The sequence below is a fragment of the Bradyrhizobium sp. 61 genome (assembly GCF_023073075.1).
Classification (GTDB): domain Bacteria; phylum Pseudomonadota; class Alphaproteobacteria; order Rhizobiales; family Xanthobacteraceae; genus Bradyrhizobium; species Bradyrhizobium barranii.
In genome coordinates this window covers 1-18,887 of sequence record NZ_JADPIU010000064.1, presented here as the reverse complement: position 1 = coordinate 18,887, position 18,887 = coordinate 1, and the positions used below count along the sequence as shown (strand labels likewise).

Sequence of the window (18,887 nt, the reverse complement as noted above, 5' to 3'; positions counted from 1 at the left end):
TGATTCTGCTCAAAGCGCTCGGACGCGAGATCTTGTGATCGGCGATCCCTGGGCGACTGCGGAGAATCAAGCTCATGATTTGCGCATTAGATATTGAAATCGCTTCCGAAAATGGCTTTGCCACAATCGGCCGCGGCGCCCCGTCGCAATCGCAAATCACGCCGCGACGCGACTGGACCGCCGTACTCCGAAGCGGATAATGCTACCGACCTCCAGGGCGACGGCAGTCAGATGGGTTGCCTGGTCAGAATTCCACGGATGGGTCGATCGAATGGCACTGGCTGGCACCTTCGGACAGAGGGTCAAGCGGCAGTTGAGCCTGGCGGATGCACCGCCTTCGCTGATCACGCGGTCGCGGCGAGGCGTCGACGTTGCGGTCACCGAAACCCTGAACAGTGAGCCGGTAGAGGGTCTTTCCGGCTCGCTTGCCGACGACGCCTATCTCGTCAGCCTGAAGCTGCAGGATTATCCTGACTGCGAGCTCTGGGAGCACGGCAAGTGCTTTACGAAGACGGATGTCAGAGCCGGCACGACATATCTGTACGATCTCCGGCACGATCCGCGCTTCGTCATCGACAAGCCGTTCCATTCCGTCCATTTCTATCTTCCCCGTCTGACGCTCGACGGAATCGCACGAGAAGCCCGCGTGCCGCCCATTGGCGACCTCGCGTGCCGGTATGGTTTCGGCCATGACGACGAGATCATGCGCCATGTCGGCGCCCTGATGTTGGAAGGACTGCGTCGTCCGGCAGAGGCCAACCAGCTCTTCATCGACCACATGATGCTCGCGTTCACGGCCCACATTGCCCAGACCTATGGCGGATGGCAGCGCGTCGCGGATGCGGCCCGGGGCGGTCTTTCTCCGTGGCAGGTGAGGCGAGCCTGCGAAAGGCTCGACTCGGATCTTGGCGGGACGTTTTCACTGCAACAGATCGCGGCCGAGTTTGATCTCTCGGTTAGCCATTTTTCCCGGGCGTTTCGAATCTCGACCGGCCTTCCGCCTCACCAGTGGTTGCTCCGCCAGCGTGTAAAGGCGGCAAAGCAGTTGATGACCCTGCGCGACCTGCCGCTGTCCGAGATTGCGATCTCGGTCGGGTTCGCCAATCAAAGCCACTTCACGAAGGTATTCTCGGCACAGGTGGGCGTCAGCCCGGCGGCGTGGCGCCGCGAAGCGCTTGGCATCAGGGACAGCGAGACGTGATCGTCCAATCAGCGGCGCTGCGCCACTGAATTGGCGTAGGCGTCGCGACGCGCCGCGAAGATCTCATCCGGCGGATAACCGATGCCCTCCGCAAGATTCGCCGGATCGAAGCCGGAGGTATCGCACGTCTCGTCCGCTTCGATCGCGGTGATCACGATCGTTCCGAGCCGTACGGCTTCCCGGCTGTCCTCATCCGGCCACCGGATCGTGACATCCTGCGTCGGGTCGTCGGGACGACCGAGCAGCGCCATCAGGCTGAACCGGATATCGCGCGTCGCGATCCTTCCTTTGAGATCGTCGTGCAGGACGTCGGCCGAGATCGTCCTGCCCTTGCCCTCGATCGTCGCAAGTTCGCCACCGACCGGGACGACCTTGAATTTGATGAACTGCGTCTCGCCCCTCGAATTCGTTGCGGGGAAGGCATGGACGGCCCAGTAGGTTGTCCCGGCAAAACTCGGGGGAGGCGGATGCGCGGCGATGTAGTTCGCCTGACGCAGCGTTTCGGGATTGGCGGTGGAGAACGCCTTGATCTTCTCCAGGTCCGGCCTGCCGTCGCGTCCGGGCATGCGCGAGGTGAGGAATGCCAGCATTTGATCGAGCGTCCTCGCGTAATGAACCGGAGCGCTCTGTGTGAGGATGTCGGAGCGATGCTCGTCGTTGCCGAGCCTGAAGCTGAAGCCGCGCAGCGTGAGATCCCTGGTCTCGGATTCGCGGGGACCACCGTCCACCGAGAAGCGCGCCAGCACGCGCGATGGTGTTGTGAAGCTCCGCGACTTCGTGACCTCGTCGGCCCGATCCGAAGGGATGTAGGTCCCCCGGACGCAGCGGCCTTTGGCAAAGCTCGCGCGTGCCTTTGGTGGATTGCCCAGAACGGCCTTCTGAGCCTCGACAATGGAGGCGGGTGTGGCGGTGCCGCTCGGGAACAGGGACATGGCTTGGTCTTGGATTTGCTACCCTCAACCGTTAGCGGCGTGGATGCTTCCCCGCTCCAGAGCGATTGCTGTGGTTGCAGCGCGATTGCTGTCATCTTGCGCGGTCACCAGGGCACTGAACGCGGCGCCATCGGATCGTTGACGATAAAATACCTCAGCAAAATTAATAGCTTGAGGTGAGATCTTCCCACGGCCCATGATGGATCGGGGCAGGCGCTCAAAGGCGGCGTGTACATGGACAGCAAAGTCCATTGAAAGCGCGGCTGGCCGTTCTTCAGAGTGATCCGTCATCCGCTGAAGCGTGGGCAACCTCGGAGGGGGCAGTGCCAACCGTCCTGCACCAACGAGACGTGCCTCGGACTGCAATCCGAGCCTGAGCGGGCGCCGACGATTGACAGCTAATTATTACATGTCTAAAAATATGCAAATTCATATAATTCGTGAGATGCCTGAATGGACACGCATCCGCTCAAGCTCAAGGTCAGATCGTATGCCGCGGAGACGCCGTTCATACGGAGCCTTGTGTTTGGCGTGGAGGACGGCGTCGCGCCGCGATGGCAGGCGGGCGCCCATATCCGCGTGGCGCTCCCGAATGGAGGCGACCGGCCGTACTCGCTGATGGCGTTGCCGGGTCTCCCCGAGGGTACGCTGGCGCTCGGGGTGCTGCGCGAGGAGGCTTCGACCGGCGGCTCGCAGTTCATGCACGCGCTGAAGATCGGCGATGTCGTGAAGGCAACGGCGCCGGTCAACAATTTTTATCTGCATGAGGGAGCGGCGCCCGCGCTGCTGTTCGCCGGCGGCATCGGTGTCACGCCGATCCTGTCGATGGCGGCGAATCTCGCGGCCCGAGGAAGCCCGTATCGCTTGCACTATGCGGGCCGCACGCAAGGCCTGCTCGCGTTCCTGCCGCACCTGCAGGAGATTTGCGCCAACGGGCTAGCCATTCACTACGACAGCGACGAGTCCCGCCTGGACATCGCAGCGGCGCTCGGCGATGCCGCCGCAAACGCCCACATTTACGCCTGCGGTCCGGCTGGCATGATTGAAGCGGTGAAGGCGGCTGCGCTCGGCAGGGGCATTCCGGCCGACCGCATCCACTACGAGCTCTTCAAGGCCGAGCAATCGTCCTCGCCCGACTTGCCGTTCGAGGTCGAGCTCAAATCGACCGGGCGGGTCGTCAGCGTCGCGGCCGGTCAGACCATCATCCAGGCGCTGGAAGCCGCGGGGCTCGACGTGCTCTACGACTGCCAGCGCGGCGATTGCGGCATCTGCCAGTGCGGCGTGATCGAAGGGGTGCCCGACCATCGCGACGTCATCCTCAGCGACGACGAGAGGGCGTCCAACAAGGTCATGCAGATCTGCGTGTCACGCGCGAAGTCGGAACGTCTGGTGCTGGATCTCTAGGGGAGGCGAGGGACGTCATGACGAAATACGGACAGAATGCCGACGCGATCGCGGCGCTGGTGCGCGAGGCCGAGGTGCACCGCGACGTCTATGTCGACCCCGAGATCTTCGAGCTCGAGATGGAGCACCTGTTTCCGAACAGCTGGATCTATGTCGGGCATGCAAGCCAGTTGGGAAAGCCCGGCGATTTCATCACCGCCAATATCGGCCGTCAGCCGGTGCTGGCGAGCCGCCACACCGACGGCTCCATCCACGTCTTTTACAACCGCTGTCCGCACAAGGGCGTGAAGATCGCCTCCGAGCCCTGCGGCAACACCGGAAAGTTCTTCCGCTGCCCCTATCACGCCTGGTCGTTCAAGACCGACGGCTCGCTGCTCGCGATCCCCTTGAAGAAGGGCTACGAGGGCACCGGCTTTGGCGACACGCAAGCGAATGAGGGACTGTCGAAGGTCAGTAACGTCGTGATCTATCGCGATTTCATCTTCGCCCGCCTGAGCGACGACGGCGTGTCCTTCGAGGATTATTTCGGCGAGAGCCTTTCGACCATCGACAACATGGTCGACCGCTCGCCGGAGGGGAAGCTCGCAGTCCAGGCGACGCCGATCCGCTACATGCACACCTGCAATTGGAAGATGCTGGTCGAGAACCAGACCGACACCTGCCATCCGATGGTGGCGCATGAAAGCTCGGCCGGTACCGCAGTCAAGGTCTGGAAGCGCGAGCAGGGCGATTCCACGGAGACACCGATGGCGGTGCAGCTCTATGGTCCCTTCATGAGCCCGTACGAGTTCTACGAGCAGAGCGGCATCAGGATCTGGCCGAACGGCCATGGCCATACCGGCGTCGCCAACTCCATCCATTCCAACTATTCGGACATCGAAGGCTATCTCGGCCAGATGGTCGCGGCCTATGGCGAGGAGCGGGCGCACGAGATCCTCGGCGAGGTCAGGCACAACACCGTGTATTTCCCGAACATCATGGTCAAGGGCGCCGTGCAGATCCTGCGCAATTTCATCCCGATCGCGGTCGACAAGACGCTGGTCGAGAGCTGGGTCTACCGCCTTGTCGGCGCGCCGGACAAGCTCTACGAGCGGGCGCTGATGTACAACCGCTTCATCAACGCGCCGACCTCGATCGTCGGACACGATGATCTCGAAATGTACGAGCGGGCGCAGGAAGGACTGAAGTCGAACGGCAACCAATGGGTCAATCTGCGGCGCCTCTATGAGAGCCATGAAGAGCAGGACGTCACGGCCGTGATCAACGGCACGTCGGAGCGACAGATGCGAAACCAGTTCCATGCCTGGTCGAAATTCATGACCATGGACATGGACAAGCGTGTCGAGGCCGCGGAATGATCGACGAGAAGGCCATCACGGACTTCATCTATCTGGAAGCCGAGCTGCTCGACACGATGCAATGGCAGGCCTGGCTCGATCTGTTTCACCCCGAAGGGCGCTACTGGATGCCGCTCGAATGGCAGCAGCAGGATCCGGTGCTGCAACCCTCGTTGATGTACGAGGATCTGCTGCTCCTGAAGGTGCGGGTCGAGCGGCTCGCCGGCGAGCGGACCTTCAGCCAGAAGCCGAAGAGCCGTTGCCATCATCTTCTCCAGGCACCGCGGATCGTGGCGTGCGACCCGGCTGCGGGCGTCTACAAGGCGCGGACGTCCTATATCTATACCGAGACCCGCGGTGATCTGCTGGAGCGCTATTCGGGATGGGCGTCGCACGAATTCGTAGAGGTCGGCGATGCCCTGAAGATCAAGCTCAAGCGGGTCGATCTCGTCAATTTCGACGCGCCGTTCGGCAACATCCAGCTTTTCATGTGAGTACGCCTTGACCGCTGCGACCACAGTCTACGCCCGCTTTCGCGAGACCGCCCTTCGCCGGGAGGAGGCAGGCTTCCTCAACGTGCTGCCGGAGACCGCCGATATCTATGGCATCGCGGCAGGCGAGATTTCCTACCGCGCCATGCTCGACCGGGTCGAGCGCTGGCGCTCGACTTTTGTAAGCCGGGGCTATGGCGAAGGCCACCGGGTCGGGCTGCTGCTCCAGAACCGGCCGGTGTTCGTCGAGCTGTGGTTCGCGCTGAACGGGCTCGGCGTCTCCGTCGTGCCGATCAATCCCGATTTGCGGATCAGCGAGCTCGAATACATCATTGCGCATTCCGAGATGAATGCGGCGTTCGTCCTCGCCGAGCGGCGCGACGAGGTCGAGACCGCGGCGCGCCAGGCCGGCCGGCCGATCCCGGTCGTGACTGATCAGGACGACGTTCCCGTACCCTTCGGAGGTGCGCGGCCTTCGACCGCCGGAAGCGAGGCGAGCGAATGCGCGCTGCTTTATACGTCTGGAACCACGGGACAGCCCAAGGGCTGCGTGCTCACCAACACATATTTCCTGCATTCCGGAAACTGGTATCGCGATGTCGGCGGGCTGATCGATCTCAAGCCCGACTGTGAGCGCATGATCACGCCGCTGCCGCTGTTTCACATGAACGCGATGGCGGTGTCGCTGATGGCGATGCTGTCGGTCGGCGGCAGCCTCACCATGCTCGATCGCTTCCATCCGCGTACCTGGTGGGCTTCCGTCCGCGACAGCCGCGCGACCTGTCTGCATTATCTCGGCGTGATGCCCTCGATGCTGATGAGCGCGCCGCAATCGGAGCAGGACCGCGCCCACACCGTGCGCTTCGGCTTCGGCGCCGGCGTCGACAAGCTCCTGCATGCGCCGTTCGAGGAGCGCTTCGGGTTTCCGCTGCTGGAGGCTTGGGCGATGACCGAGACGGGAAGTGGCGGCGTCATCGCCGCCAATGTCGAGCCGCGCAAGATCGGCACCAGCTGTTTCGGACGCCCGGCCGCCGAGGTCGACGTTCGTATCGTCGACGACAGCGGCGATGACGCGCCGGTCGGGACGCCGGGCGAGCTCCTGGTGCGGCGGGCAGGTGCGGACCCGCGTTACGGTTTCTTCCGCGAATACCTGAAGAACGAGGCCGCCACCGCCGAGGCGTGGGACGGTGGGTGGCTGCACACTGGCGATATCGTGTCGCGCGATGCGGACGGCGACCTCCATTTCGTCGACCGCAAGAAGAACGTGATCCGCCGTTCCGGCGAGAACATTGCCGCGGTCGAGATCGAGTCCGTCCTCAACCGCCATCCCGCAATCAGGCAGGCCGCGGTTGCCGCGACGCCCGATCAGGTGCGCGGCGACGAGGTTGCGGCGGTCGTCATCGCCGAGGCGGCCGGTGCGGACCGCGCGCTCGCCGAGGAGATCGTGCGCTGGAGCCTGGAGCAGATGGCCTATTACAAGGCGCCGGGCTGGATCTGTTTTGTCGACAGCCTTCCGTTGACCGCGACCGAGAAGATCCAGCGCGGCGGCCTGAAGGATTTCGTCGCCAGGCTGATGTCTGACGGTGCGTTCTTCGATCTGCGCGACCTCAAGCGGCGGCAGGTTTGATCATGAGCGAGATCCGCACCACCCTCATCACCGGCGGCAATTCGGGGATCGGCGAGGCGCTGGCGAAGAAGCTCGTCGAGAGCGGGCAGCGCGTGGTCTCGGTCGGGCTGGAGAAGCCGGACTGGACGCATGATCTGCTCGCAACCTATCGCGCTGATCTCTCCAATATCGAGGAGACGCGCGCGATCGCACAGGAGATCTGCCGCGATCACGCCGTCGATCGCCTCGTGCACAATGCCGGCGTGATCCTGCCGAACCTGCTGCCCGATGCGAAGCCGGAAGACATTTTGATGCTGGCGCAGCTGCACCTGGGCGCGCCGATGCTGCTGACCCAAGCGGCGCTGGAGGGGATGCGTGCGCGCCGCTTCGGCCGCATCGTGTTCGTCAGCTCGCGGGCCGCGATGGGCGCAGCGACGCGGTCGGCCTATTCGGCGACCAAGGCCGGCGTGCACGGCCTGGCGCGCACCTGGGCGCTGGAGCTCGCCGCGAGCGGCATCACCGTGAATGTCATCGCACCAGGGCCGATCCTGACCGACAATTTCTGGGGCATCATTCCCAAAGGCTCCGAGCAGCAGGAGCGGATGGCGCGCAACGTTCCGGTCGGACGGCTCGGCTCACGCGATGATGTCGCGCACGCGATCAGTTTCTTCCTCGACGAACGCTCGGACTTCGTCACTGGCCAGGTGCTCTATGTCTGCGGCGGCACCAGCCTCGTCGGCCTTGGCCCGTAGAGCATGATCCGGACCCGGAGGGCCGCGTTAGCGCAAAGTGTGAAGCGGTTTTCAGAAAAGATCATGCTCCAATAAACAAGATCAGATCTGGTTTTGGCGGATGTTCTCGACCATCTTGGCCAGCACGCGCGCGCAGACCTCGATGTCGTCGGGCTCGATGCCTTCGATCAGCTTGTCGTAGTTGCTCGCCATGATTGGCCAGATCTTGCGCAGCAGCGCCTCGCCGTCCGGGGTCAGACCCACGACGCGGCGGCGCTGGTCTTCCTCTGCGATCTCGCGCTTGACGAGGCCCGATGACACCATGGACTCGACCATGCGGCTCGCCGTCGACTGCTCGGTTACCGCGAGAACGGCGACCTCGTTGACGGTGAGGGTCTTGTAGATGAACAGGACCGACAGCGTCCGGAACACGACATTGTTGATGCCGTGGTCGCTCAGGTCGCGGTTCTGATCGAGATTCCAGCGATTGGCGAGCCGGTTGAACAGATACGGGATGTAGGTTTGCAGCTGGTCCCTCGTCCTCGGTGGACCCGACTTCCATCTGCTCTTGGATTCTCTGGCCATTATCTCTTGCGACTTTGCTTCTTGCTCTCGGTATGAAGTTTTGAAGAAAGGGATTTCAGTACGGACAGCACACCGTCCAGCTCCCGGGCCGAAACATTCTCGAGCCGTTTGCCGAGATGCTTCTTGTGGACGTCGGCTGCCTTCCTGAACAGCGCCTCGCCCTTCGGCGTCAGGCGCACGATGAAGGACCGCCGGTCCTCGCTCGACATTTCCCTGCTGATGAGGTCGTCGGCGAGAAGACGCTGCACCAGCCCCGAGACGTTGCCGCCGGTGACTTTCAGATTTTGCGACAGCTGCCCGAGCGCGAGGCCATCCCGGTAGCGATCGAGCTGGGCCAGCACGTCGAATTTTGCGAGCGACAGGCCGAACTCGGAGTTCAGCATCGAATTCAGCGACGCGAACAGCTCGCCATGCAGCGACAGCAATTGGAGCCAGAGCCGGGTTTCGATCTGCCCAGGGACGGGAACAATGTTCTCTTTGAGTGCTGCCGGCATTGCATGACCATCGAGTACAAGATGTCTCGTCGATTGGAGGGATTATCGCGGGTCTTTCGCTCCGATTAACAATTTGAGAATCGTAGTCAAGTCGCCTGATCCTGACGTCTTGTGGGTCGAACGGCAATCCAATCCCGCGTCCCCCTCCGATGGAATCATGCAAAAGTCTTGATGGTCTCGATCACGCCGTCGAGCTCCTTGCCGGCGCTGTCCTTCAGCGCTGCCTCGCGCAGGCGGCGCGCCCAATCGGCGGCATCCTCGCGTCGTTCGACCAGCTTGATCGCCGCCAGCGTCTTGTCGAATTTCGACAGCCCGCGGCTGTGGGTATCGGAATAGCCTTTCACGAGGCGTCGGCATTGCAGGATCTCGACACCGAGCTGGTAGTTGGTGGCGACCGCGTCGGTTGCGGCCTTGAGCCATCCGTCCCGATGCGCGGTCTCGACCGCGTGACGCAGCGAGCGGCGTCGCAGGCCGCGTAGTCCGGCCACGACGTAGAGCGTCAGGAACCAGGGTAACGAGTAAGTCCGCACCCGGCGTCCCCGGTTGACGCGGCGATCGAGCCAGCCGAGGAGGCGCGGCCGCGCGCCGAGCCAGCGGCTGAAGCCCGCGGGCAGCACGCCCATGACCTCCTCCATGCGCGGATGCATGAATTCGGTGGTCTGGAGCACCTGTCCCTGCGACATCTCGAGCTCGCTCTCGATGCGCGCGCGGCGACCGGCGCGCGTCTTCAGGTCGGCCACGCGGATGACGTCGTCATAGGTCATGGCGTTGGCGAGGTACTTTGCTGCGGTTTCCGTGAAGGCATAGGCGCGCGCACCACCGCCGGCGTTTCGATCGGCGGTGTGCAACGTCTTGAGAATGTCGAGATACTCGGCGCCATAGGCGACGTCCTGGAAGTCGACCACCTTCCTCAGGCCGGCGCGGGCCATGGTGAGCGCAGGCTCGGGCAGCTCCTGCTTCAGTCTTGCGATGAGCCCGGCAAGATCTGGATCGGGCGTTGCGGGAGAGGGGACGTGATCGGCCTGCTTTGATGGCGCTGCGACCTCGGGTGAGCCGGTCTTGACCCGGTCGAACGCGGCTTCAAACGTCTCCACGCTGGCCTTGGCGCCTTTCCCACCTGCGCGGATCACGTCGAGATAGCTGTCGCGGCTGAACGGCAGCACAGCGGCCGCCGCGAGCGCACCGAACATCGCGGCCGAGATGACGCTTCCATGCACGATCGCCAGCGCGTTCAGATCGAAGATGATCTCGGTCTTGGCGGCAACCCCGATGGCGCCGGTGACAGCGCCGCCGTCGGCGATGCCGTTGCCCGGTGCGATCTTCTCGCCGATCGCAAACGACCGGTGGTTGGATGCGATCAACGTGGTGCGATCCGGCGTCACGAGGCCGCGCAGGATCGACCGGCCGGCCTCCATGAACTCCGCCGCCATCACCACGTCGACGTCGCCGGGCGTCGGCATCAACGACAGGATCGGCTTGCGGCCGTCGAGCGGCGGCATCGCCTCGATATAGTAGATCGTGGCGCCGGTGCGCTGGGCGACGCCGGGCACCGAGGTCGACTGCGCGACCCAGCCATGGTTCTCGGCCAACTGAACGATCCAGTCGGTCAGCACGCCGCCACCCTGGCCACCCATCGCGACGATCGCGATGGAGATCGGCCGCTCGGTTGCCTCGCCGGCGGCGGGGAGGGCCAGCCGGACCGTCTCGTCTCTCATGCCAACGCCTCGAGTGCCGGACGCCGGCGATCACGCCGCCGTTGCAACCAGCCGATCACGGCCATCGCGACCCTGGATTTGAACCTGTCCCAGCCGGTCGGATTGTGAATGACGTCCGCGCGATAGAACGAGGGGCAGAGCACGGCGGCCTCGGATACCTCGCCGCAATTGCCGCAGCCGACGCAGGAATTGTCGATCGCCGCAACGGGATCGTCGCGCAGGGGATCGTCCAGCTGCTTCACCGAAAGCGACGGGCAGCCCGAGAGCCGGATGCAGGCATGGTCGCCGGTGCACACGTCCTCGTCGACACCGAAGCGTTCCTTGACGATGCGCACTCCGTCCTTGATGGCCTTGTTGATCTGCGGCTTCACGCGGCGCTGCTTGTTCAGCATGCATTCGGACGACGCGACGATGACCTTGGGGCCTTCCTCCTTGGTCGTCAGCGCTTCCTTCAGCGTGTCGCGCATCTTGCCGACATCATAGGTGCGGTCGAGCTGGCGCACCCACTGGCCGCCGATGCCCTTCACGGCCTTGACGATCGAATTGTTGGTGTCGCGCCGCTTGTTGGTCGCGCGCGACGACAGGATGTCCTGACCGCCGGTCGCCGAGGTGTAGAAATTGTCGACGATGACGAAAACGCCGTCGTGCTTGTTGAACACGGCATTGCCGATGCCGCTGGTCAGTCCGTTGTGCCAGAAGCCGCCGTCGCCCATCACCGCGATCGAGCGTTTGTCGGCCTTGACGTTGAAGGCCGAGGTCGAGGCCGGGCCAAGGCCGAAGCCCATGGTGGTCGCGCCGATATTGAAGGGCGGCAGGATCGAAAACAGATGGCAGCCGATGTCGGCCGAGACATGATGCTGGCCAAGCTCTTCCTCGACGAGCTTCATGGCGGCGAAGATCGGCCGCTCCGGGCAGCCGGTGCAGAGCCCGGGCGGGCGCGCCGGCACGACCTGCTTCAGCTTCTCGACCGCGGGGTGATTGAGCACGGGAACGGCGTCCGGCGCCGGCGGCCGGTTGCCGAGCAGCCGCGGCTCGGTCTTCTCCAGGAAGTCCCTGACGCCGCCGAGCAGAACCTGCGCGGTGTAATCGCCACCCATCGGCAGCACGTCCTTGCCATGGATGCGCGCCTGGATGTCCCTTCGGCGGAGCACGGTGTTGATCGCCTGCTCCAGATATTCCGGCTGGCCTTCCTCGACGATCAGGACGGCGTCCTTGTCGACGCAGAACTCCGCGACCTCGGTGTCGATCACGGGGTAGGTGACGTTCATGACGTAGAGCGGAACCTGCGTGTTGCCGTAGGCATCCGACAGCCCGAGATATTGCAGCGCGCGGATCACGTTGTTGTACATGCCGCCCTGCATGATGATGCCGACCTTGCCCTGCTTCGGCCCCATCCATTCATTCAGCTTGTTGTCCCGGATGAAGCCGATCGCAGCGGGCATCCGCGTCTTGATCTTCTCCTGCTCGTGCTCATAGGCCGCCGGCGGCAGCACGATGCGGTTGACGTCGCGCCTGGGGTTGTTGAGCGCGTCCTTGATGGTGTGGGCCGGCTTGACGTTGTCCTTGCAGGCGAAGCTGCCGTGCATGTGACAGGCGCGGACGCGAACCTCGAGCATCACGGGCGTGTTCGAGAATTCGGAGAGCTCAAAACCCTTCTCGATCAGATTGACGATGCATTCATGATCGGGACGGGGATCGAGCAGCCACATCTGCGATTTCATCGCGAAGGCGTGGGTGCGCTCCTGCATGATGGAGGAGCCTTCGCCATAGTCCTCGCCGACGATGATCATGGTGCCGCCGGTGACGCCGCCCGAGGCGAGGTTGGCGAGCGCATCGGAGGCGACGTTGGTGCCGACCGTCGACTTCCACGCCACCGCGCCGCGCAGGGGATACATCACCGAGGCCGACAGCATCGCCGCCGCAGCCGCTTCGTTGGCGGAGCTCTGGAACACGACGCCGAGATCGTCGAGCACGTCCTTGGCGTCGGCGAGCACGTCCATCAGGTGCGAGATCGGCGAGCCCTGGTAGCCGCCGACATAGGCGACGCCGGATTGCAGCAGCGCCTTGGTGATGGCGAGGATGCCTTCGCCGCGGAACGTATCGCCATCGCCGAGCCGGAGATCCTCGACTTCGCGAGCAAAAGACCGTTCAGCCATTGCACCCTCCAGAAATATGCGATAGCATACGTTTACATGTGAAGTAAGTCAACGCCGCGCCATGCTATCACGCTTGCGGACCTCTGCTCCGACAAGGCGGTCATGAGCCAGCGACAGGGTAGGGCCAATGCTGAAGCTGCCTCGCTTTAGAGCCGCCGCCGTCCAGGCTTCACCTGTCTATCTCAACCCGGGCGCGACAGCCGACACGGCGGCTTCACTGGTCCGTGAAGCCGCAGCCAATGCACGACATCATCAGGCGCTACAACCGGTTCGACATCTTCGATCTGCGGGTCAATCGCCGTCGGCCGGCGCCGCTTGGCAAATCGGAACGAGAGTTCGGGACGCGTCGCGTCAACGGTGCCAAAGGGCAGGACTTGGAGGATAGGATGCGCGAAAACATCGTCGGTCGGGCCAATGTCGAGGACACCCCCGAGCTCAAGGCCTATTACAAGGACCTCGAAAAGTACGAAGCCGGCGCGCTGTGGACGGTCGCCAACAAGATCGAGCCGTGGGCGCCGCAATCGGCCTCCGTTCCCGTGCTCTGGCGCTACAGCGATCTGCGCGAGCACGTGCTGCGCTCGGTCGAGCTGGTCTCGCCGGAGAAGGCGGGGCGGCGGGTCATCTATCTCAACAATCCCGGCCGCCGCGACGTGTCGGCCGCGGTCGGCTGGCTCTATTCGGGATTGCAGGTGATGCATCCCGGCGAGGTCGCAACAGCGCACGCGCACTCGGCTTCAGCCCTGCGCTTCATCATGGAAGGTTCGGGTGCCTACACCATCGTCGATGGGCACAAGATGACGCTGGGGGCGCGGGATTTCGTGCTCACGCCGAACGGAACCTGGCACGAGCATGGCGTCGAAGCCAACGGCTCGGTGTGCATCTGGCAGGACGGCCTGGACATCCCGCTCGTCAACGCGCTGGAGGCGAATTTTTTCGCGATCCATCCCAAGGTGCAGCAGGAAGAGTCCGGCTATCCCGTGGACGACATGACCAAGACCTGGGGCAATCCCGGGCTTCGGCCGGCGGATTCGAAATGGTCGAAGGACTATTCCCCGATGTTCAAGTACGAGTGGGAGCCGACCTACGAGTCCTTGCGCAAATATGCCGCCGCGACCGACGGTTCGCCCTATGACGGGATTCTCATGAACTACGTCAATCCGATCTCCGGCGGACACGTGATGCAGACGATCGGCGCGAGCATGCAGCTGCTGCGGCCGGGCGAGAAGACGAAGTCGCACCGGCACACCGGCAGCTTCATCTACCAGGTCGCCAAGGGGCGCGGGTATTCGATCATCGCCGGCCAGCGGTTCGAGTGGCAGGAGCGCGACATCTTCTGCGTTCCCTCCTGGGCCTGGCATGAGCACGGCAATGCCTCCGGCAGCGAAGACGCCTGCCTGTTCTGCTTCAACGATCTGCCCGTCATCGAGAGCTTCGGCTTCTACCGGGAAGAGGCCTATGGCGACAACGCCGGCCATCAGCCAGTTGCCGCCTGACGTCCCTGCACAGAATTCAACCGAAAGAGCCGGATAAAGCTTCATGCGCCTTGTTACCTACACATTGGGCTCCAGCGGTGCCCGCCTCGGGGTCCTCGTTGACGGATTGGTTGTGGACGTCGAGCACCTCGGTGCGTCGCATGGCTTTGCATGGCCGAGCGACATGCTGTCGTTCATCGACAACAGCGTGACGCTGCTGCCGGCGCTGAAGGAGCGTCTGGACGATGCCGGTGGACGCTTGCCGGCCGGCTCCGCCGTTCCGATCGAGGACGTGAAGCTACAGGCGCCCATCCCGCGTCCGCGAAAGAACATTTTTGGCATCGGCCTGAACTACCGCGCGCATGTGGCGGAGTCCGCCAAGAGCCTGGACACGGACAAGGATCTGCCGAAGCAGCCAGTCGTCTTCTCCAAGCCGCCGACGTCGGTGATCGGCCCCGGCGGCGCGATCCAGCACAATGCGAAGATGACGCAGCAGCTCGACTGGGAAGTCGAGCTCGCCGTCATTATCGGCAAGACCGCAACCCGGATCGCGACCGACAAGGCGATGGACCACGTCTTCGGCTATTCGGTGATGATCGACATTTCCGCGCGCGACAATCGCCGCGCCGGCCAATGGATCTTCTCCAAGGGCATGGACACCTACGCGCCGTTCGGCCCCTGCATCGTGACCGCGGACGAGATTCCCGACCCGCATGACCTCCGGCTGTGGCTGACCAAGAACGGGGTCATGAAGCAGGACTCCAATACCAAATACATGATTTTCGACATTCCGGTCCTGATATCGGACATTTCGTCGGGGATGACGCTTGAGCCGGGCGACATCATTGCGACCGGAACACCGGAAGGCGTCGGCGCAGGCAGGACGCCCCAGGAATGGCTGTGGCCGGGCGACGTGGTGGAAGCGGGGGTCGACGGCGTCGGTGTCATCAGGCATCCGGTCGTTGCGATCTGATGACGTCGTTCTTGTTCGATCGCGAGCTGAGATTCGGAGACTGCGATCCCTCGGGGATCGCGTACTTCCCGTCCTACCTGAACATCCTCAACGGCGTCGTCGAAGACTTCTGGGCGAGAATTGGATTTCCATGGCCGGAGCTGATCACGGTCCGGAAAATCGGGACGCCCACGGTGCATCTGTCCTGCGACTTTTCCCGGCCGTCGATGTTCGGCGATCTCTTGACGTTCGGATTGCGCATTAGCCGGGTCGGCGGATCGTCGCTCCATTTGGAGCATGTCGTCTCCGGCGCGAACGGCATGCGCTGGCGCGCCCGCCAGATCCTGGCCGCGACGTCGCTGGTGGATCACCATGCGATCCCGTGGCCGGATGACATTCGCGCCGCGCTGATGGCGCATGTGAGCGCGGGCGAGGGCGCTGAGGCAACGCCCGCATGATCTCGCTGTTCATGACATTCGCCGATCCGGCAGGCGAACGGCGCATTCATCCTGACGAAGTTGACGCCGTGGCGGAGCTGGTCGGATCGATCCCTGATATGACCGAGGGCTTGCTGTTCACGCCGCTCGAACAGTCGGTCGGTCATCCCTACAAGGCCGATGGCTCCGGCCCGGTGTTTGCGCTTCAACTACGATTTCCGGACCTGCTCGCCTGCGAGGCGGCAACGGACCGCGGTGGCATCCTTGCCGGTCTCGCGACGGGGGCCGGGCTAGCGAGCCTCACCGGCTTGGACGTCACGCACCAGGTCATGCTGACGCGCGCGTTTCCCGTCGACGTCGCCGCGCATCCGGCAGGCACGACCACTCCGTGCAGCTACCTCGTGCACTATCCCGGCCCGGCGGAGGACATGAACGCCTGGAACCTGCACTATCTGGAGCACCATCCATCGATCATGCGAACCTTCCCCGATGTTCGCCAGATCGAGATCTACACCCGGATCGATTGGGTCGACCGGCTGCCGTCGCAGCGCGTCGAGCACATGCAGCGCAACAAGCTGGTGTTCGACAGCCCGCAAGCCCTCGCGCACGCGCTCGGCTCCGACGTGATCAAGCGCATGCGCGCAGACTTCGTCCAGTTCCCGCCATTCGCAGGCGGCAACAAGCATTTTCCGATGCTGACGCGGGTGGTGCGGCCGAAGCGCTAGAGCCGAGAGCGTGAAAACGATGGCGTGAGCCGTGAATTGAGATGGATCGCAGATGTCCGCTTTGGCCGTCAGATCACGCCGGACTCGCTATGCCGGTAGCCTTTGTAAACACCCCAAGGTTGCGACGAAATTACCCAGCAATCTTAACGCCTGCTCGTGTGAATTCTGCTATCATCGCAACGTGGGGCGACTCTGATGCGGGGATTGTCATGCCTCCAGGGAGGGACCGACCATGACTACGATAGCGAAACCATTTGCTCTCGTCGCCCTGGTTGCGACCATGAGTGTCGGAGCACTTGCGCTCAGTATCGCCTCTGCCTCAGCGCAATCGCCTGCAGCATACAAGAACTACTGCATCACCAGGATCAAGTGTAACAACGGCTTTCTATGGAAGTGCAACCGTTGTGACGGCCGCTATTCATGGCGGCAGGGGTGCCGTCCCACCTTTAAGGCGTGCTGACACTGACGTAGTTCGTAGGATGGGCAGAGCGAAGCGAAACCCATCAAACCTGATCCTCGCAACGGCATCGAGCTAAAGAATGACACGGGCGCTGCATCGGCGTGCCGGGGGCGATGGGTTTCGCAAGAGCTCTACCCATCTTACATCTTGGCGCAAGCGACGCCGGTTTCGGCACGGCCTCTATTCGACACGATGGGGCGCGATTCCGAGTCTTGCCATCGCCTCCCGCTCAGCGCCACGCGAGCCCTTAGGATTGCAGCCGACACCAACAGAGGCATAGCGACCGTGGTCACCGAGCGGGTTTGCCGGCATCGACGGTTGACGTCCGCTTTGGGGTCGATGCTGACAACAGCCGCGGCCCGCCTTGTCGGCGATGAGCCCATTTGCAGATTTTCGGCGTCGTGGGCGAAGGCGATCCCTGCGAACTATGGGGACGGCAAATCGAGGCCGTTGGGTAGCCTGATCCAAAGAACGGTTTGCTCGTCTGGGGAATGACGAGACAGATGGCCCTTTCCGTGTGTGTCCTCCACCAACACGAACTCGCCCGCAGAGACGTGCCGCACCTCGCCGTCGCTCGTCTCGTATTCGACCGCGCCAGTCAGTCTCACAGTCAATACCCGCGCGGGAACGGTGTGCCAATCGACCTGTCGCATACCGTCAGGAATTTGAGTAACCTCCATGCTTGACGCGGGATAGCGCTGGGACACCTGAAACGGCTTGGCACCGGGAGCGACGGTCAGCTTTGCCGTCATGGGGATTTCCACCTCACCGAAGTGAGATTCACCGTCCGGGGTTGCGTATATCCGAAGACACTTCATCGGCTGTCACCTTTTGGCTCGCCAGCAAGAACAAGACCACCCTACCATGACCGCGGCGAGGGTGATCACGGCTCTGATGGGATGGTCCGCTACGGGCGACGGCCTGCTTCGGGCCAAAAGTCGCCATCCACGCCAAATGCGGTTTGTCCTTATCGGGCCCCGGGGCGGGGTCCGAGGCGTATCGCGTCGTATCAGCGCCGACATCCTGATGCTAGATTTCACAACGGCGGGGAGCACCTGCTTTCTGCTTCAGACCGAACAGGAGGACGATATGCCTGATAGCGTCTACAAGGTCATTGAACTGATCGGTACCAGCAGTGACTCATGGGAGAAGGCGGCCGCCAATGCGGTCGGGCAAGCTGCAAAAACTCTCCGGGATCTTCGCATTGCAGAGGTCGTCAAGCTCGATATGCAACTGGATGAGAAGGGAAACGTAGAGTCCTATCGCGCCAAGCTCAACGTCTCGTTCAAGTTCGAGGGGTCCTGAGCCTCGGCACCTCGCCCCCGCTTGCGGGGCGAGGTTGGCTCGCTGGAGAAAGGCGCACGGCCATTCGGGAAGCAGCGCCCTGGTCCGACCGGGAGCCGGTATACTTTGATGCGTGGGACGGGAACTGCAACGCGTGGTGGCCTCATGTACATCGTCATTCGCAAGTACACCAGGGTTCGTTCGGTCGCGGACGCTGCTCGCCGCGCCAAGAGCGGCGTCGGTCAGATCCTGAAGCAATCGCCCGGATTCAGATCTTACTACGTGCTGGATGGGGGCGACGGCGTTGGTGTCGCCGTGATGATATTCGAGGACCGCGAAAGCGCCAATGCAGCGAACGCCAGGATAATGGAGTTTATTCAAGCAAGTCTGCATGACCTCGATCTCGGGGATCCCGAAATCACTGCCGGCGAAGTGTTGGTAAATATAGAACCTGATGCGTCCTCGGCATGAAGTACTCGTAAACGCCGCCAGTTGCGTGGGGGCGGACCCTGCCGCTGCCGTCGATCTGATCGCCGTCGCGCAGGGGCGATCGCGCCCTGGACATCCGGATGTCGTCGGTCAGGAATATTCGACTGCTCATGCTTTTCGAGGAGTAACAACATGAGGCAACACGATTTCGAAGCATCTTTCATCTCGGCGACCGTCTGGACGCCGCTCGTCACTATGGACGCCGCGATGCCGCCCCGAGATCCTGATGAAGATGAGGAGGACGAAGAGGACGACGAGGACGACGAAGATGAGGATGAAGCCGACGAGCCGGCAGTCGTCCGCGAGCCGGATGAAGACTAGCACTACTTTGGCAGAATGTGTTTTCGCCGCTGTTTTTCAAGGATTTGCTTTCGGCAATATGGGCACTGCTGGGGCGGCGGCCGAAGGATGAGATC

19 protein-coding genes are annotated in these 18,887 nt (G+C 62.9%); 13 read left to right on the top strand and 6 right to left on the bottom strand.

Annotated features, from left to right (window positions below; translation table 11 throughout):
- The first annotated feature begins 271 nt into the window (after positions 1 to 271).
- The gene (locus IVB46_RS21990) at positions 272 to 1,201 is read left to right on the top strand and encodes an AraC family transcriptional regulator (protein WP_247309045.1); all 930 of its coding nucleotides are present in this window, start codon (positions 272 to 274) and stop codon (positions 1,199 to 1,201) included.
- Between the two features lie 8 nt (positions 1,202 to 1,209).
- Here IVB46_RS21990 and IVB46_RS21985 read toward each other — a convergent pair whose 3' ends face one another.
- Positions 1,210 to 2,133 carry a catalase gene (locus IVB46_RS21985; protein WP_247309047.1) on the bottom strand — a complete coding sequence of 308 codons (924 nt, stop codon included), beginning with the start codon at positions 2,131 to 2,133 and terminating at the stop codon, positions 1,210 to 1,212.
- A 453-nt stretch (positions 2,134 to 2,586) separates the two neighbouring features.
- Between IVB46_RS21985 and IVB46_RS21980 the strand changes: the two genes are divergently transcribed.
- Genes IVB46_RS21980 through IVB46_RS21960 form a run of 5 tightly spaced genes read left to right on the top strand, consistent with a single transcriptional unit; the run spans position 2,587 to position 7,723 of the window.
- A complete protein-coding gene (locus IVB46_RS21980) occupies positions 2,587 to 3,537 on the top strand; it encodes a PDR/VanB family oxidoreductase (RefSeq protein ID WP_247309049.1) in 951 nt (316 codons plus the stop codon).
- Positions 3,538 to 3,554: 17 nt separating this feature from the next.
- Entirely contained in the window at positions 3,555 to 4,895 is a 1,341-nt protein-coding gene (locus tag IVB46_RS21975; protein ID WP_247309050.1) for a Rieske 2Fe-2S domain-containing protein, read from the top strand.
- A complete protein-coding gene (locus tag IVB46_RS21970) occupies positions 4,892 to 5,368 on the top strand; it encodes an aromatic-ring-hydroxylating dioxygenase subunit beta (RefSeq protein ID WP_014496307.1) in 477 nt (158 codons plus the stop codon). The genes IVB46_RS21975 and IVB46_RS21970 overlap by 4 nt, the downstream gene beginning before the upstream one ends.
- A gap of 7 nt (positions 5,369 to 5,375) precedes the next feature.
- Positions 5,376 to 6,992: an ATP-dependent acyl-CoA ligase gene (locus IVB46_RS21965; RefSeq protein ID WP_247309052.1), complete on the top strand. Its 1,617-nt coding sequence runs from the start codon at positions 5,376 to 5,378 to the stop codon at positions 6,990 to 6,992.
- Between the two features lie 2 nt (positions 6,993 to 6,994).
- Positions 6,995 to 7,723 (top strand): SDR family oxidoreductase, encoded by a 729-nt coding sequence (locus IVB46_RS21960; protein ID WP_247309054.1) that lies wholly within the window; start codon positions 6,995 to 6,997, stop codon positions 7,721 to 7,723.
- A gap of 81 nt (positions 7,724 to 7,804) precedes the next feature.
- On the opposite strand, the gene IVB46_RS21955 is transcribed toward IVB46_RS21960, so the two are convergent.
- The 4 genes from IVB46_RS21955 to IVB46_RS21940 form a co-directional block, all read right to left on the bottom strand.
- Positions 7,805 to 8,287: a MarR family winged helix-turn-helix transcriptional regulator gene (locus IVB46_RS21955; protein WP_063984247.1), complete on the bottom strand. Its 483-nt coding sequence runs from the start codon at positions 8,285 to 8,287 to the stop codon at positions 7,805 to 7,807.
- A complete protein-coding gene (locus IVB46_RS21950) occupies positions 8,287 to 8,781 on the bottom strand; it encodes a MarR family transcriptional regulator (RefSeq protein ID WP_247309056.1) in 495 nt (164 codons plus the stop codon). Before IVB46_RS21950 ends, IVB46_RS21955 begins: the two co-directional genes overlap by 1 nt.
- A gap of 155 nt (positions 8,782 to 8,936) precedes the next feature.
- Positions 8,937 to 10,496 (bottom strand): indolepyruvate oxidoreductase subunit beta family protein, encoded by a 1,560-nt coding sequence (locus tag IVB46_RS21945; protein ID WP_247309059.1) that lies wholly within the window; start codon positions 10,494 to 10,496, stop codon positions 8,937 to 8,939.
- On the bottom strand, positions 10,493 to 12,652 hold the full coding sequence (locus tag IVB46_RS21940) for an indolepyruvate ferredoxin oxidoreductase subunit alpha (RefSeq protein WP_247309061.1): 2,160 nt from the start codon (positions 12,650 to 12,652) through the stop codon (positions 10,493 to 10,495). Before IVB46_RS21940 ends, IVB46_RS21945 begins: the two co-directional genes overlap by 4 nt.
- A gap of 386 nt (positions 12,653 to 13,038) precedes the next feature.
- Here IVB46_RS21940 and IVB46_RS21935 point away from each other — a divergent pair, with 386 nt between their 5' ends.
- From IVB46_RS21935 to IVB46_RS21920, 4 genes are read left to right on the top strand one after another with little or no spacing between them, the layout of a single operon-like run.
- Positions 13,039 to 14,145, top strand: coding sequence for a cupin domain-containing protein (locus IVB46_RS21935; protein ID WP_247343464.1), 1,107 nt, complete (start codon positions 13,039 to 13,041; stop codon positions 14,143 to 14,145).
- A gap of 43 nt (positions 14,146 to 14,188) precedes the next feature.
- Positions 14,189 to 15,097, top strand: coding sequence for a fumarylacetoacetate hydrolase family protein (locus IVB46_RS21930; protein WP_071915276.1), 909 nt, complete (start codon positions 14,189 to 14,191; stop codon positions 15,095 to 15,097).
- Positions 15,097 to 15,534 carry a thioesterase family protein gene (locus IVB46_RS21925; RefSeq protein ID WP_247309065.1) on the top strand — a complete coding sequence of 146 codons (438 nt, stop codon included), beginning with the start codon at positions 15,097 to 15,099 and terminating at the stop codon, positions 15,532 to 15,534. The genes IVB46_RS21930 and IVB46_RS21925 overlap by 1 nt, the downstream gene beginning before the upstream one ends.
- A complete protein-coding gene (locus tag IVB46_RS21920; protein WP_247309067.1) occupies positions 15,531 to 16,238 on the top strand; it encodes a hypothetical protein in 708 nt (235 codons plus the stop codon). The genes IVB46_RS21925 and IVB46_RS21920 overlap by 4 nt, the downstream gene beginning before the upstream one ends.
- A gap of 885 nt (positions 16,239 to 17,123) precedes the next feature.
- Here IVB46_RS21920 and IVB46_RS21915 read toward each other — a convergent pair.
- On the bottom strand, positions 17,124 to 17,516 hold the full coding sequence (locus tag IVB46_RS21915) for a hypothetical protein (RefSeq protein WP_247309069.1): 393 nt from the start codon (positions 17,514 to 17,516) through the stop codon (positions 17,124 to 17,126).
- Positions 17,517 to 17,787: 271 nt separating this feature from the next.
- Here IVB46_RS21915 and IVB46_RS21910 point away from each other — a divergent pair, with 271 nt between their 5' ends.
- The 3 genes from IVB46_RS21910 (at position 17,788) to IVB46_RS21900 (ending at position 18,792) form a co-directional block, all read left to right on the top strand.
- Positions 17,788 to 18,003 (top strand): dodecin domain-containing protein, encoded by a 216-nt coding sequence (locus tag IVB46_RS21910; RefSeq protein ID WP_063986511.1) that lies wholly within the window; start codon positions 17,788 to 17,790, stop codon positions 18,001 to 18,003.
- Positions 18,004 to 18,147: 144 nt separating this feature from the next.
- Complete coding sequence (locus tag IVB46_RS21905) at positions 18,148 to 18,453, top strand: hypothetical protein (protein WP_247309070.1); 306 nt, start codon at positions 18,148 to 18,150, stop codon at positions 18,451 to 18,453.
- Between the two features lie 150 nt (positions 18,454 to 18,603).
- Positions 18,604 to 18,792, top strand: a complete 189-nt coding sequence (locus IVB46_RS21900) for a hypothetical protein (RefSeq protein ID WP_247309073.1) — start codon at positions 18,604 to 18,606, stop codon at positions 18,790 to 18,792.
- Positions 18,793 to 18,887 lie beyond the last annotated feature (95 nt).

Coding starts and splice junctions, on each gene's coding strand:
- IVB46_RS21990 (WP_247309045.1), top strand. CDS start 272: ATGGCACTGGCTGGCACCTTCGGACAGAGGGTCAAGCGGCAGTTGAGC.
- IVB46_RS21985 (WP_247309047.1), bottom strand. CDS start 2,133: ATGTCCCTGTTCCCGAGCGGCACCGCCACACCCGCCTCCATTGTCGAG.
- IVB46_RS21980 (WP_247309049.1), top strand. CDS start 2,587: ATGGACACGCATCCGCTCAAGCTCAAGGTCAGATCGTATGCCGCGGAG.
- IVB46_RS21975 (WP_247309050.1), top strand. CDS start 3,555: ATGACGAAATACGGACAGAATGCCGACGCGATCGCGGCGCTGGTGCGC.
- IVB46_RS21970 (WP_014496307.1), top strand. CDS start 4,892: ATGATCGACGAGAAGGCCATCACGGACTTCATCTATCTGGAAGCCGAG.
- IVB46_RS21960 (WP_247309054.1), top strand. CDS start 6,995: ATGAGCGAGATCCGCACCACCCTCATCACCGGCGGCAATTCGGGGATC.
- IVB46_RS21955 (WP_063984247.1), bottom strand. CDS start 8,287: ATGGCCAGAGAATCCAAGAGCAGATGGAAGTCGGGTCCACCGAGGACG.
- IVB46_RS21950 (WP_247309056.1), bottom strand. CDS start 8,781: ATGCCGGCAGCACTCAAAGAGAACATTGTTCCCGTCCCTGGGCAGATC.
- IVB46_RS21945 (WP_247309059.1), bottom strand. CDS start 10,496: ATGAGAGACGAGACGGTCCGGCTGGCCCTCCCCGCCGCCGGCGAGGCA.
- IVB46_RS21940 (WP_247309061.1), bottom strand. CDS start 12,652: ATGGCTGAACGGTCTTTTGCTCGCGAAGTCGAGGATCTCCGGCTCGGC.
- IVB46_RS21935 (WP_247343464.1), top strand. CDS start 13,039: ATGCGCGAAAACATCGTCGGTCGGGCCAATGTCGAGGACACCCCCGAG.
- IVB46_RS21930 (WP_071915276.1), top strand. CDS start 14,189: ATGCGCCTTGTTACCTACACATTGGGCTCCAGCGGTGCCCGCCTCGGG.
- IVB46_RS21925 (WP_247309065.1), top strand. CDS start 15,097: ATGACGTCGTTCTTGTTCGATCGCGAGCTGAGATTCGGAGACTGCGAT.
- IVB46_RS21920 (WP_247309067.1), top strand. CDS start 15,531: ATGATCTCGCTGTTCATGACATTCGCCGATCCGGCAGGCGAACGGCGC.
- IVB46_RS21915 (WP_247309069.1), bottom strand. CDS start 17,516: ATGAAGTGTCTTCGGATATACGCAACCCCGGACGGTGAATCTCACTTC.
- IVB46_RS21910 (WP_063986511.1), top strand. CDS start 17,788: ATGCCTGATAGCGTCTACAAGGTCATTGAACTGATCGGTACCAGCAGT.
- IVB46_RS21905 (WP_247309070.1), top strand. CDS start 18,148: ATGTACATCGTCATTCGCAAGTACACCAGGGTTCGTTCGGTCGCGGAC.
- IVB46_RS21900 (WP_247309073.1), top strand. CDS start 18,604: ATGAGGCAACACGATTTCGAAGCATCTTTCATCTCGGCGACCGTCTGG.